The 13,119-nt window shown below is 60.8% G+C and carries 13 protein-coding genes; 6 read left to right on the top strand and 7 right to left on the bottom strand.

Features of this window, described 5'->3' with window-relative positions:
• The first annotated feature begins 69 nt into the window (after positions 1 to 69).
• The gene (locus Tal182_RS09500; RefSeq protein WP_085860892.1) at positions 70 to 2,721 is read left to right on the top strand and encodes an HAD-IC family P-type ATPase; all 2,652 of its coding nucleotides are present in this window, start codon (positions 70 to 72) and stop codon (positions 2,719 to 2,721) included.
• Positions 2,722 to 2,817: 96 nt separating this feature from the next.
• On the top strand, positions 2,818 to 3,651 hold the full coding sequence (locus Tal182_RS09495; protein ID WP_085859256.1) for a universal stress protein: 834 nt from the start codon (positions 2,818 to 2,820) through the stop codon (positions 3,649 to 3,651).
• A gap of 218 nt (positions 3,652 to 3,869) precedes the next feature.
• Here Tal182_RS09495 and Tal182_RS09490 read toward each other — a convergent pair whose 3' ends face one another.
• From Tal182_RS09490 to Tal182_RS09465, 6 genes are all read right to left on the bottom strand, one after another.
• Positions 3,870 to 4,652, bottom strand: a complete 783-nt coding sequence (locus Tal182_RS09490; protein ID WP_170965912.1) for a sulfite exporter TauE/SafE family protein — start codon at positions 4,650 to 4,652, stop codon at positions 3,870 to 3,872.
• Positions 4,649 to 5,080, bottom strand: a complete 432-nt coding sequence (locus Tal182_RS09485) for a YeeE/YedE family protein (RefSeq protein ID WP_085859254.1) — start codon at positions 5,078 to 5,080, stop codon at positions 4,649 to 4,651. The genes Tal182_RS09490 and Tal182_RS09485 overlap by 4 nt, the downstream gene beginning before the upstream one ends.
• Entirely contained in the window at positions 5,077 to 5,487 is a 411-nt protein-coding gene (locus Tal182_RS09480) for a YeeE/YedE family protein (RefSeq protein ID WP_085859253.1), read from the bottom strand. The genes Tal182_RS09485 and Tal182_RS09480 overlap by 4 nt, the downstream gene beginning before the upstream one ends.
• On the bottom strand, positions 5,484 to 5,831 hold the full coding sequence (bigR, locus tag Tal182_RS09475) for a sulfite-sensing transcriptional repressor BigR (RefSeq protein ID WP_094299091.1): 348 nt from the start codon (positions 5,829 to 5,831) through the stop codon (positions 5,484 to 5,486). The genes Tal182_RS09480 and bigR overlap by 4 nt, the downstream gene beginning before the upstream one ends.
• Positions 5,822 to 7,120 carry a bifunctional sulfur transferase/dioxygenase Blh gene (blh, locus tag Tal182_RS09470; protein ID WP_085859251.1) on the bottom strand — a complete coding sequence of 433 codons (1,299 nt, stop codon included), beginning with the start codon at positions 7,118 to 7,120 and terminating at the stop codon, positions 5,822 to 5,824. Before blh ends, bigR begins: the two co-directional genes overlap by 10 nt.
• Before the next feature lie 602 nt (positions 7,121 to 7,722).
• Positions 7,723 to 7,905, bottom strand: coding sequence for a hypothetical protein (locus Tal182_RS09465; protein WP_085859250.1), 183 nt, complete (start codon positions 7,903 to 7,905; stop codon positions 7,723 to 7,725).
• A 105-nt stretch (positions 7,906 to 8,010) separates the two neighbouring features.
• On the opposite strand from Tal182_RS09465, the gene Tal182_RS09460 reads away from it, so the two are divergent.
• Both Tal182_RS09460 and Tal182_RS09455 read left to right on the top strand, forming a co-directional pair.
• On the top strand, positions 8,011 to 8,601 hold the full coding sequence (locus tag Tal182_RS09460) for a PIN domain-containing protein (protein WP_085859249.1): 591 nt from the start codon (positions 8,011 to 8,013) through the stop codon (positions 8,599 to 8,601).
• Between the two features lie 168 nt (positions 8,602 to 8,769).
• Complete coding sequence (locus Tal182_RS09455; RefSeq protein ID WP_085859248.1) at positions 8,770 to 10,992, top strand: DNA cytosine methyltransferase; 2,223 nt, start codon at positions 8,770 to 8,772, stop codon at positions 10,990 to 10,992.
• On the opposite strand, the gene Tal182_RS09450 is transcribed toward Tal182_RS09455, so the two are convergent.
• Positions 10,931 to 11,620 (bottom strand): hypothetical protein, encoded by a 690-nt coding sequence (locus tag Tal182_RS09450; protein ID WP_085859247.1) that lies wholly within the window; start codon positions 11,618 to 11,620, stop codon positions 10,931 to 10,933. The genes Tal182_RS09455 and Tal182_RS09450 overlap by 62 nt on opposite strands.
• A 524-nt stretch (positions 11,621 to 12,144) precedes the next feature.
• Between Tal182_RS09450 and Tal182_RS09445 the strand changes: the two genes are divergently transcribed.
• Together Tal182_RS09445 and Tal182_RS09440 are read left to right on the top strand one after the other, a co-directional pair.
• On the top strand, positions 12,145 to 12,552 hold the full coding sequence (locus tag Tal182_RS09445) for a hypothetical protein (RefSeq protein ID WP_085859246.1): 408 nt from the start codon (positions 12,145 to 12,147) through the stop codon (positions 12,550 to 12,552).
• Between the two features lie 80 nt (positions 12,553 to 12,632).
• Positions 12,633 to 13,100 carry a hypothetical protein gene (locus tag Tal182_RS09440; RefSeq protein WP_085859245.1) on the top strand — a complete coding sequence of 156 codons (468 nt, stop codon included), beginning with the start codon at positions 12,633 to 12,635 and terminating at the stop codon, positions 13,098 to 13,100.
• Positions 13,101 to 13,119 lie beyond the last annotated feature (19 nt).

Raw genomic sequence — 13,119 nt, 5'->3', positions numbered from 1 at the left:
CACGTGCGTGGAAGCACATAGGCTATCATGGGAACTTTCGATGAAATCGTCGCGACAAGCCCGGAGCCCATGATGAATCTCACGGCGCAGACACCCGCCCCCACGACGCCTGCGGTGATCGGACTGACAAGCGAGGAGGCCGAGGAACGCCTAGCCGAGCTTGGACCCAACACGCTGCCCGAGCCTGAGCCCCCATCGCCGCTTAAGATCTACCTCATCCAATTCCGCAACCCGATCATCTACATCCTTCTGCTGGCATCGGCGCTGTCGTTTTCGACCAGCAGGATCGAAGACGGCCTGTTCATTCTCGTCGTGCTTCTGATCAATGCCTCCATAGGCACCTACCAGGAATATTCGGCGGATCGAGCGGCGGCCGCCCTTCGAAAACTTGAGCAGCCGTCGGCCAGGGTCATCCGGGACGGGGTGGCCTGCCGGATCGAGGCCAAGCGGCTGGTCGTGGGCGATCTCGTTCTTCTCGAATCGGGTGACAGAATCCCTGCCGATCTGACGCTTGTCGATGCGAGCGACCTCCGGTGCGACGAGTCGCTTCTGACAGGAGAGTCGATGCCGGTCCCCAAAGGGCGAACAGTCGAAGGCTCGCCGGATGAAACAGGCAGTTCCTTGCTGCTGCTCGCGGGTGCACTGGTGACTCGCGGGCGAGCCAAAGGCGTCGTGACCGCTACTGGTACCGCGACGAACTTGGGCCGCATCGCCGTCGAATTGGAAAGAGCCAGTTCGTCGCTGCCTCCGCTCGTCGCCCGTCTGGCGAAGTTCACGAACGCGCTCGCGGTCTTCGTAGGAGTGGCAGCATTAGTGCTGGTCCTCGCGGGCTTCATGCAGGGGCTCCCTCTGCACGATCTTGTCATGATGTCCGTGGGACTGGCGGTGAGCGCTGTCCCCGAAGGCCTTCCGATCGCGATCTCCATCGCTCTTGCCGTCAGCATGCGGCGGATGGCCGCCCGCAACGTCATCGTTCGGAACATGCCGGCCGTCGAGGCCCTGGGTTCGACCACGCTGATCGCAACGGACAAGACCGGCACCTTGACCAGCAACGTTCAGACGGTGACCGAAATCCGGCTGCCGGACGGAACGGACATTGTCCTGGACGCCCATGCCGATCTTGACAGGTGCGAGATCAGCGCGAACGGCCTGGACGGCGATCTTGTCCGTGAGAGGGCGCGCAGGCTGCTGCGCGCTGCACTGCTCGCAAACGAAGGAAGCCTCGTTCGCCAGGACGATCTCTGGGTGGCCGCCGGAGACACGGTCGACGTGGCGCTTCTTGCAGCAGGACGGAAGGCAAGGATGGGGCCGGAAGAGCTGAATGACCGATACCCACTGGCGGCAAGGATCGCCTACGAGCCCGAGCGCAAATACGCAGCATCCTTCCATCACGGCAGCGATTGTATCCATGTCTTCGTCAAGGGGGCTCCGGAGGTGCTCATCGAGATGGCGGATCGGATGGACTCAGCAGCAAACGTGGTCGAAATCGACCGCGCTTCGCTCTTGGCGCAGAAGGAACAGATGGCCGCTCGAGGGCTCAGGGTGCTTGCTTTCGCGGAAGGGGAAGTCGGCGCGACTCTCGTCGAAAGCCTTGGACATGGTCACCTTGTCGATCTCGTGTTCTTAGGCCTAGCCGGACTACAGGACCCAGTTCGGCCGGAAGTGCCGAGCGCTATGAAAGATTGCCGTGCGGCAGGTGTGGAGGTCGTGATGGTTACAGGGGACGACCCCCGGACCGCCGCCACGATTGCCAGAGATTGCGGCTTGAGCTTTCACGCCAGCCAGGTCGTCTTGGGCAAGGACGTCGATGAAGCCGAACGAGCGGGCGACCAACGGCTCGACGAGATTACAAGAGAGGCCCGCATCTACGCCCGTGTGCAGCCGGCGCAGAAATCGGCGATCGTCGGATCGTTGATCCGGAATGGCCATATCGTCGCCGTGACAGGAGACGGTGTGAACGACGGTCCGGCGTTGAAGAGAGCGCATGTCGGCGTCGCAATGGGGCTCAGGGGAACCGAGGTCGCAAAGGAGAGCGCCGATCTCGTCATCACCGACGACAACTTCGCATCCATCGTCGTGGGGATAGCAGAAGGCCGGGCGGCCTATCGCAACATCCGCAAGGTGGTGCTGATGTCGGTCGCAACGGGCGTCGCGGAGGTCTTGCTCTTCATGCTCGCGCTGCCATTCGGGCTGCCCATGCCACTCCTCGCTGTTCAGCTTCTATGGCTCAATCTCGTGACGAACGGCATCCAGGACGTCGCACTTGCGGGCGGAAGACCGGAAGGAGACGAGCTGGCGGGACCGCCGCGTTCTCCACACGAGCCTGTCCTCGACCGGCTGATGATCCGGCGCGTCGTCCAATCGACGCTCGTCATTGGCGGGGCAGCGTTCCTGGCCTTCCAGTGGATGCTTGCGCATGGTTATGGCGTTTCCGAAGCACGCAACTTGGCGCTTCTCATCTTCGTGATGTTCGAGAACGTCCAGACCCTGGCAAGTTCCTCCGAAAGACGATCGATATTCTCCATCGACATTCTTCGGAATCGCTTCCTCCTCCTAAGCGTGCTCGCCGCGCAGACTATCCATATCTCGGCGATGTACGTGCCGTGGCTCAGCATAACTCTTGGCCTTTCGCCCATTACGCCTCTTGAATGGGGTCTCAGCATGCTGGTGGCGAGCTCACTCGTTCTCGTGACCGAGGTCGACAAGTTCTTCTCCCGATGACGCCGCGAACGATCATCCCGTGTTGCTTGACGAAGATCAAAGACGGCGCCGCAAGTGCCGTTATCATCCCGATATTCAACAAGAGAGGTGATCGAAATGTCCATTCGCACGGTATTGAGCATCCTGACGTCCAAATATTTCGACGAAGACCTGAAGGCCGCCGTGGAGTTTTGCGAAGCCTCCGGAGCGCATCTCAGCGCAGTCGTGATCTGCATGGGCGCGTCGCCGATGATGGGAGAATACAACTCCCTGTCGACCATCTGGTTGGAAGAACGCCAGCGCGAAATCGAGGAACTCGTCAAGAAGGCCGAAGAGATCAAGGCGTATCTCTCGCGCACCGGTCTGTCCTACGACGTGCAGGACGTCTACACTGAATATGCTTTTGCGCGGGAGGACGTTGCAGAACGGGCGCTCTATGCCGACGTCGTTCTCGTCGGCCGCCAAGCGTGCAAGGACGAGGAACTGCAGAAAAGGGTCATGGATGGCGCCCTGTTCCAGACGCCGACGCCGGTCATCATCAACCGCGGACGGCGGCCGCTCTCTTCCACTTCCAAATCGATCGTGCTGGCGTGGGATTCGAGCGACGAGGCATCGCGTGCCGCAAGGCAGGCGCTCGACCTGTTGAAGACGGCGGACTGCGTCTACGTGACGATGGTCGATCCAGTCTCGCGAGAGCGGGTGAATGGAGAAGAACCAGGCGCCGACATCGCGAGCTTCCTGTCTCGTCATGGGGTGAAGGTTCAGGTGGATCGTGTGGCCAGCGGCGGAAACACGGCCGACGAGGTCCTGAGGCAGCATGCGATGGACGTGAACGCCGATCTGATCGTCATGGGAGCATACAATCACCCTCGGTGGCAGCAGACGCTCTTCGGAGGCGTGACGCGCAACATGATCGAGCGAAGCAGCATGCCAATATTCATGGCGCATTGAGGAAGGACACGGCCGCGTTGCACGCGCGCCGTGCCCGGCGTGGCGGCATGTCGCTTTCAGACACGATGGGTACGACCATCTCCATCAGCGACGCCGCCGCTGGTCTCTAAAGATGGTCAACGTGTTGGTGTTGCAACGGTCGCTCGCTCTTCATACGCAAGGGTCTCTTCTGGCCGGAAGTCGCGGCTCGCCTGCTGTCGAGGCCTTCGCTTGGCGTCTTAGCCCGGCATCACCGTCCCCCAGTTCCGATACAAAATGTATGCAGCAACCACGAAGATGAGCGCTGCGAACAGGCGGTTGAGAATGTTCTTGTAGGCGCTGAGCCGGGTGGCGAGCAGCATGCCGAGTACGCCGCCGACGATGCCTCCGCCGATGAATTCGGCGGCAAGCCACCAGTCCACCAGGCCTGAACTGGCATAGTTCAAGGCCGTTGCCAGTCCGAACGCACCGACGGAGAGGAGAGATGTGCCGATCGCGTTGATCATCGGCATGCCCGTCGCCAGCATGAGGCCGGGAACGATCAGGAAGCCCCCGCCGATGCCGAAGAAGCCGGATGCAGCGCCGGCGGCGAGTGCCACGGCGGCGGTGGCAAGGCACATCCTGAGGTCGACCGGACGGCACTCTACCGTCACCGCCTTCCTAGGCTTCAGCATCAGAGCGCCGACGACCATCATCAGGACGCCGAATAGGAATATCAGGCTGTCTCCATCCACCGCCTTGCCGAGGCTGGAGCCGCCGAGGGCGCCGATGACGCCGAGCGCAGAGAAGACGGCTGCGCAGCGCCACCAGACGTGCCCCTTGATCGCGTGGCTTGCGAAGTTCGCGAAGGCATTCGCCGAGACCGCAAGCGCACCCGTTCCGATCGCGATATGCGGCTGGGTTACGCCAACCACGTAGAGGAGTAGCGGCGTCGCCAGAATGGACCCGCCGCCGCCGAGCAGGCCGAGCATGAAGCCGACGATCCCGCCGGAGCCAACTGCCACCAAAATGGAGGTGCTCACGTCCGCCTGCTCCACACTCTGTCATACAAGGTCATCCCGACCAGCATGGCGATGACGAACAGGAACGGCTGGGGAAGGCCGACCGATAGGGATGCGACTGCCGGACCGGGACAGAAGCCGCCGATCCCCCAGCCCAGGCCGAACAAGGCCGAACCAACGACCAGCGGAGCATCGATCCGGCGGCTCGTCGGCACGTGGAAGCTGTCGTCAAAGGCTGGATGCCGCAACCGCTTCATCACCTGCACGCCGTAAAAGGCGACGATGACGGCGCCGCCGAGAACGAAGGCAAGGCTCGGATCCCAGGCGCCGAACACGTTGAGGAAGCCTTGGATCCGGACCGGGTTCAGCATGCCGGACAGGGACAGTCCGACGCCGAAGACGATACCCGAGGCGAGAGCGGCCACGAATTTGTAGATGTTCCGGTTCATAGTCCGAGACCTCGCAGAATTGCGACGGCGATAACGCCAGCCGTCAGGAACGTGGCGACCGCTACCATCGACCGCGGCGACAGGCGGGCAAGCCCAACCACGCCGTGGCCGCTGGTGCAGCCCGATCCCATGCGCGAGCCGAAGCCGACGAGCAGCCCCGCGACGATGATCAGCGGCCAGCCGACGGTGATCTGAACAGCCGGCCAGCCGCCGAACACGAACAGGTAAGCGAGTGGCCCGAGTAGCAGCCCGAGCACGAACGCAAGATTGGTGGTGAGCCCCACGCCTTGCGCGAGACGCCCGACGACCCCGCTGATCCCGGCAATCCGGCCGTTAAGGAGCAGAAGCATGACGGTCGACACTCCGATCAGCATACCCCCGACCAATGAGGGGAGATACGCGTTCACTTGTCATCCTTCAGGCAGAAAATGTCATAGAGGGCGGCGACCAGTTGCGCGGCCTTCTCTTCCGTCAGGCGGTAGAAGATCTGTTTCCCCTCCCGCCGGGTTTCGACGATCCCGGAGCCACGCAGTACCGTCAGGTGCTGCGACAGATGCGGCTGGTGGAGGTCGAGCTTCTCTTCAAGCTCGCCGACCGAATACTCGCCTTCTACCAGGGTACAGACGATCATCAGGCGCGCCGGATGGGACAGCGTCTTCAGGAGGTTCGCTACCTCTCCGGCCCGGCTGGCCATCTCGGCGGGGGAAAGCCCCGCCCTCCTCATCGCATTTAGATCGGTGGTCATTCCCATGCCGCTCCCCGAAATGCATCGAGCGGGAACTTGAGGTAGCGCTGGCCGTTGGCTTCCGGCTCCGGCAGGCGCCCGCCGCGGATGTTCACCTGCAGGGCATGCAGGATGAGCTTCGGCATCGGCAGCGTCTTGTCACGCCTCGTCCTCAGCGCCACGAATTCCTCTTCCGTCACGCCGGAAAAATGCGGGTTGGACTTCATCTGCTCCGCCACCGTACTTTCCCATCGAGGCGCCCGACCGTCCGGCTGGTAGTCGTGGCCCGTGAATATCCGCGTCTCGTCCGGGAGCGCGAGGATCTCCTGTATCGACTTCCACAGGACGCGCGCGTCGCCGCCGGGGAAATCGGCGCGTGCCGTACCGCTGTCTGGCATGAAGAGCGTGTCGTGCACGAAGGCCGCGTCGCCGATCACATAAGTGATGGAGGCGAGCGTATGTCCCGGAGAGAAGAGCACCTTGGCATCGATGGAGCCGACCTTGAAGGGCTCGCCATGGGCGAACAGCCGGTCCCATTGCGAGCCGTCGGTGGCAAGCTCGGGCCAGTTGTAGATGCCCTTCCACAGCTTCTGGACGTCCACGACGCGTTCGCCGATTGCTGTCTGCGCGCCAGTCTTCTCCTTCAGATACTGGGCCGCCGAGAAGTGGTCGGCGTGCGGATGGGTGTCGAGGATCCACTCGACCGTCAGCCCGTTGTCGCGGACGTAGTCGAGGATCGCGTCGGCATTGATGGTCGCCGTCGCACCGGCCCTCTCATCGAAGTCGAGCACCGGGTCAATGATGGCGCACTTGCGAGTCGCGGGATCGGACACCACGTACTGGACGCTCCAGGTGCGCTTGTCGAAGAAGCCCTCCACCTGCGGCCTGCGGGCAGCATGTTGCACGAGCCAGGCTGCGGCGGCGCTGGTGTCGAAGCCGCGGCTGCGTCCGAATTCGACGACCTCGTCGGCAGACATGCGGCCGTCAAGGACCTCGCCGATCAAGTAGAGGCTTAGCGACCGAATGCCGGTCTTGCAGTGGGCGAACACGGGTCCCTCGGATTTGTCGACCGCGCGCTGGAACGCACGCACATCCGCCTCGGTGATCGTGCCGGCCGTGACCGGGACGAACGCATAGGACAGGTGGCAGTGCTTCGCTTCCTGGCTTTCGGCTTGCGTTCCCGGCTGGGCAAGATCCTCGTCGTCCGGTCGGTTGTTGATGAGTGTCTTGAACCCTTTGTCGTGAAGCGACCGGATGTCCTCGATGCTCGGCTGCGGCGAGATCGATAGTTTCTCGGATATTATGGTGACAGGCATGACTAGCTCCGTGTCGAATTTCATTATACAATCTAATATAATATATATTGATTTCTCTTCAAGGTCAGGCACGGAACTTTGTGCTCGCCCGGTGGCTCCCGCGAAGAGGAGAAGCAACCATGGCCACGACGACGAACCGGGGGAGCACCCAGATATCCGACGAGATCAACCGGCGCCTGGGCTGGCAGATGGAGGAGAGGCTCGCTTAAATCGCCGCGGCGGCGCCGTGGCTGCTGGCGCGCTCGGCGCGCCTTCGCTGTCGGCGGAGCAGACAGGCTTCTGTTCGCGAACGCACTGATTGGCTTCGGTCGCTGACACGTCCTCGACAGCGCCCTCTCCCACTCCATACTCGGAATCCACTGAATTCGGATGGACGTCGAAAACCAATTGTTCTGGGATCTCCTGTGGTTCGCGGTGTTCGGTCTTGTGCCCCTGGCGCTCGGGATGCTAAGGCGCAGAAACGGCAAGGGAGACGGCTGCCGCCGAATCCCGAAGAACCGGCCGCACTTGTTATGCAATATTCATTGGCCCACCGCGAGAGAACGACAGGCCGAAAAGCTTCCAGGATGGTGAACGAATCCTTACCGCCGAGGCGCCGAAATCTAGCCCTTTGGGCGCAGTTTCAGCAGAGACTCGGCAGCGTCTCTCTTGCTGAAATCGTCTTCGAGCTTCAGCACATAAATACCCGTCTCGTCGCGAATGCGCTGCGGGCCAATGGTTCTGGCCTGCTCCAGCAGCCGTGCGAGATTCCCCTCGGCTTCCTTGCTCGTCCAGACCCGGCTCATTCCCATTCCACCGCATTAAAGATTCGAACGGTAACATTTTAACAGGCGCAAAGCAGTTAGCATACCTTCGTTTAAACGGGACCAACAATTGGAAGCGGCGAGCTGGTGGGGCAGATTCTCGTTGATACCAACATCATCAGCGTAGCCTATCTTCCCGATCCTCCGCACTGGATCTGGGAGTGGCTGGAGGAACTGCCACGCGGCTCGCTCGCCGTCTCGTGGATCACGATCTACGAAACCGAATATGGAATTCGAAATGTCCAGCGGAACAACCCTCAAAAGGCGATAGAACTGCTCGCCTGGTTCCAAGAGTTCCTCGCCAGTCAGATGGTTCATCCTGAAATGGACGTCACCGCGGCCCGCGTGCTGGGAACCATGGCCGCCCATCCTCCTCTCAAGCACTTCTTCTTCACTCCGGAAAAGAAGGACAGATACGGAAGGTCGATCAAGCAGGACCGGGTGAACCTAGGGTGTGATCCGATGCTGGCAGCCCTCTCCATCGCCCACCAGTTTCCGATCGCCACGCTCAACCCGGCAGACTTCTGCCTGATCCACCAACACTTTCCGTTGCCTGGCGTCTACGACCCCCGAGCGGACGTCTGGCACGTCGAGCCTTCAGTCGGCTGGCACTTCGGCGAACCCGCGAACGACGACGTCAGCTCGTCGAGATGGCCCCAGCCCGGCAGGCGTCCGTAGACCTGTAATCGCCGGGCTGGCGTCTGTCGCGCTTCGCGTGCAGTAACGCGATCGTTATCCTTGGCGGGTCGTCGACCTGCGGAAGGCCTCGTGATTCCTTAACCGTATGGGTTTGCCCTTCTTTCAACCATTGGCTGCTACCGATCGAAAACGCATTTCGGAGCCGCCATGACAAGAAAGAAGAACACCACGCCACCATCGGTCGAGGAAGTCCTCCTCCAGCGGGCCGCAGAGCGCCTCAGTTCGATCAACGAGAGCATTTCACGGAGCTATCTGGAGGCGGCTTATTCCATAGCCATGCTCGACGCGCTCGATCCCGGTCGTGTTGACGCTTATTTGGCGAAGCACGCTGCTCTTTCTGGCGCGGGTTCCGAGCGACTTCGGAAACTTTACGCGGCCCTGAGCGGGAAGTTGAGCCGGAGCATCACGCTGCTGAGTGGGAGCCGTATGACTGTCCAGGCAATCGACGCCTGGGCGGACGCGCCCGAGGAGGTTCAGCTCTTGGTGCTGAAGATGCTCGCGCTCGGCCAGGTCCTCGGTCCCGACGAGATCACGAAGTTGGCTGAGAAGCGTGAACTTGAAAGCACGCCTGATTGGGAGCGATGGGAGGCGGACCGCTCCTTCGCGATCGAATCCTTTGCCGCACCAGTGCTGAAGGCGAAGATCGCCAAGCTCGAATCCAAGGCCAGCGACCTCGTCAGGCACCTGCATGACTTCGATCACTGCTGGTCGGACGGGAGCTTCGATGCGGACAGTGCGTTCTACGATTTCTGCCACCAATCGCTTGTCGCGGAGGCATCCGAAGCACTTAGCGAATTCTCGGCAATCTTCGGGTCTGGGCAAGAACTACTCAAGCGACAAAGCGAGGATTCGGCGTACGTCGCGTCATCATTTTACGCGCTTAGGCAGATTTCAGAAGGGAAGTTCGGCTACGGCAACGGGCTCTCGCTTCACAAAGATGTCGGCGCCGGAAGGCTGGATCTCGCGGACGCTGTAAGCCGCTTGGTTCCATTCGACGGCTACAACTCGCCGACAGCGGAAGATCAGAAGCCGCTTATCGTATTGGAACTCTGCGCGGGCGGCGGCGGAATGGCTTTGGGACTCCAAGCCGCCGGCTTTCAGCACGTCGCACTTTACGACAACTACAAGCCGTCGATCGAAACCCTTCAGATCAATCAGCCCCACTGGCCGGTCTTCCATGGCGACGTCACGAAACTTTCCGACGTCCTTGACAAGCATGCTGACGTCGATTTGCTCGCAGCCGGTTTGCCTTGTGCTCCCGGAGAGAAGATCAAGAAGCGGCCCGATCTTCATCCTCACATGGTGAAGCTCTTGAGGTCGGTCAAACCGAAGGCCTTTCTTTTCGAGAGCGACGCCGGCGCGCGAAAGAAGCCGGGCTTAGAAGTCGCACGGGCCGAAACCGTAGCCGCGATCACCGCGGCCGGGTATGCGGTCTCCGACTTCAGTCTCGACAGCGCTGACTTCGGTCTTCCACATTCCACGCGCCGAGACTTCATGATTGGAATACGGTCTGACATCGCAAACGTATTCGCGGTACCCAGGCCACGCTATAGGCGGTGCATGGGCGCTACGATCGTTCCCTTGATGACTGCATATGAAATGGGCCGGTCGAGGGGCAGGTCGTCTGCCCAGAAGAACTACGATCGCTGGGCCAAGGATTGGCGGGGGAAATTCCGGACGAAAATGCTGCCGGACATACCGACGAAGCAGGAGAAGCGGGCCGACTGGGGCGAAGGTTGGCGGTCTTGCGGCTTCGATCGCTCCTGGATCGTCGAGAACGCGCCAAGCGTCGATGAAGTCGATTGCACGGATTTCAGACCCCGGCTCACATTTGCCGCGCTGGCCGCGGCGCAGGGTTTTCCGGCTCCTTGGCGGTTCGCGCCGAAAGGCGACGAGAAGCTGCCGATGATCCAGGGCGCTCTCCCTCCTGTCATGGCACGCATCGTCGGCCTGGCTTTGCGAACCGCGTTGACGGGTGAATTCTTCGACGTCGGCAAGGAAGTCGAGGCGAAGGTGATCGAGGATTCCAAGATTGGTCCTCAACCCGCCCCGACCAGGAGGCCTGGATTGCGGCAGTCGAAATACCTGCCTCGAAACAAAGTTTTTCATCAGGCAGTTCGAGTCCTCAAGGGGGAGGAACTCAAGCTCGTCGAGCCGGATAGGCTACTAAGGACTCCGATCAAGGAAATGATGGTTCTCGTGAAGAGAGAATGGAGCCGCGTCGAGGAGGAGTGCGAGCGGCGACAGGAGGAGGAAAACGCGCGCGGTGACGCCTGGGACGATCACGCCCCGACAGTTCTGCACGCCCCTAGGGGGTCGCGCTTCGCGAGGGAACCGGCGCTCTCTTCAGATGATACAGGATCGTCCTGATCGTCGTCGTGTCCTCCTGCTCGAAAGTCGCGAAATCTTCGCCATCGACGTAGAACGTCGCATGGACTTCGCCAGCATGCATCGGGATCTTCACTTCATGCCCGACACCATCGGTAAAGGAAATGGTCTCCACGACATCGCCATGCGCGCCCGTTAGATCCTGATCGATTTCGATGTTGTCGAAAAACCTGGAGAGAACGCGATAGACATCGCCGACGCTCGGATTCTCGATGCAGTTGGGGGCTCCCGCGCCATCTGGAACGACGCCTGCTCTCTCGGTCAACTCCCGGAGCCAGTCGAAGGTTTCCTTGCCAGGAGGCGTGATAGGGTAGCGGTGAGTGTCCTCGTGTTTCCAGGACACCCAACCCGTGTCGCCAAGGGTCCTGCGGGAGAAAAGATCCACTTCGATATGGGCGTCCTCCCAGCGCGCTTCGTCCAAATAGGTGACATTGCTGTCGCCGAACACGATCGTGACGGGGGAGAAGCAGGCGTTGCCCGCCTTCGGGGCGGTGCCTACCCTTATGGCGTCTTTAACATTTGTGACCGTCAGTTCGACTCCTAGAGAATCGAGCAACGATCCGATTTCCCGCTTGATATCGGCGAGCCTTTTTTTGATGTATTTGGACATATTCCCTCTCCGGTGAGCGACCAAGAAAGGATTCCTCGCGGCGTCGAAAGTAACAAACCTATGGATTCATAATTGTTGACAAACAGGTAAGTTCATTCCACATAAATGTTGACAATTAACTACGTGCACTGAGGATTTTGTCCCGATACGCGCGCGTACGCGTATTTCAATACTACATACACACACAGTCAATGCCTCAAACTTAAACTAATTCTGTGGACAATATTAATTTTATCCGCTACCTAAATCGGCGTCTCAACCTTCTTGTAGGCCGAAGCGTGATGCGTGATTTCCGCACGAGGTTCCTCATAGCAGCCTGACCATCAGGTCGGCGGCGCCCCTGCGGCGCGCGCCCGAACCCGTCTTCGCCGGAATACACGTCCCAGCCAAACCGAAGCACACCATTTTCTTCCGCAAGCCTCGCGCTGCGGTCAGGGTCTGCAACGTCTTTTTTCCTGGTTTAAGAGGACCGGGAACGTCGACGTGGAGCCATACGCTGCTTCACGATCTTGAGGGAGGTCGCCATGGAAGGCCGCAACATCATCGAGCAACCGCTCTCCCGTCATCCCCACTTCGTGGAGTGGTTGGGATGGCGCGTGGGCCTGTGGTTCGAGCTTGTCGCCATTCAATACGCGGTCATCGACAAGTGGCGTTCGAAGCTTGGCCGAGATCTCGACGGCATGTACGGGCGCTTCCAGATCGAGGTCGCTGCGTGGAACGCTCGGTACCGGGACTGCAGGCCGGTGGTCGACAAAGGAGAACTTGCCGAGGCGATGGGGCTCTACACGCTCATGGTCATCGACGTGCGTCTGCCTCGGCCAACCGACCAGGCTGAACCCCGGCCTCGGGGACGAGAGAAGCGGCGGCGGCGTGCATGGGCACCTACGCCGCGGCCTGCGGAAGCAGCGATCATGACGTCGCTGACTATCTGAAAATAAAACGAGCCACGGGCAGGCAAGACGCGCCGCGAGCGCGATCGGCGAAGCTATGCCCAACGACAAGGATGATGAACATGGGCTTGATCTACAAGAATTTCGACGGCGTTCCGATGATTGGCGTCTCGATGGGCGACCGCTTCGAGCACGCCCCCTTCGATGGCGACGACTGGGAACTCGAGCAGTCCGACACGCGCGGTGAGACCGAGGTCTCCGACCTCTGCGCCCTCATGTCCAAGGGATATCGCGATCGCTCGGAAAACACGATGTTCGCGTCCGCACCTCGCATGGACGTCTTCGATCGCCTCCTTGTCGATACTGCCAAGGAATGCGCCAAGGAGGAAGGGCTCTCGGTTCGCGGCCTCGTATCCCGCGAGGTTCGCGGCGATGCAGCAATCGTCACGTTTTACCACCTCCTCCGCCGCGAGTGGCTTTCCGCCACGACGGAGGAAGGGCTGGACGCACCGTGCCCGAGCCGTCGCATCTTCGTTCACGCCGTCATCGCGGAACTCCGCGCTCAGTCGCGTCCGGATCACCGCGGCTAGTCCATTTGTCCACATCGTT

This window comes from Rhizobium sp. TAL182 (assembly GCF_002117725.1).
GTDB classification, from domain to species: domain Bacteria; phylum Pseudomonadota; class Alphaproteobacteria; order Rhizobiales; family Rhizobiaceae; genus Rhizobium; species Rhizobium esperanzae.
Note: the sequence above shows the minus strand (reverse complement) of the source record. Positions and strands in the feature narration are given on the sequence as shown.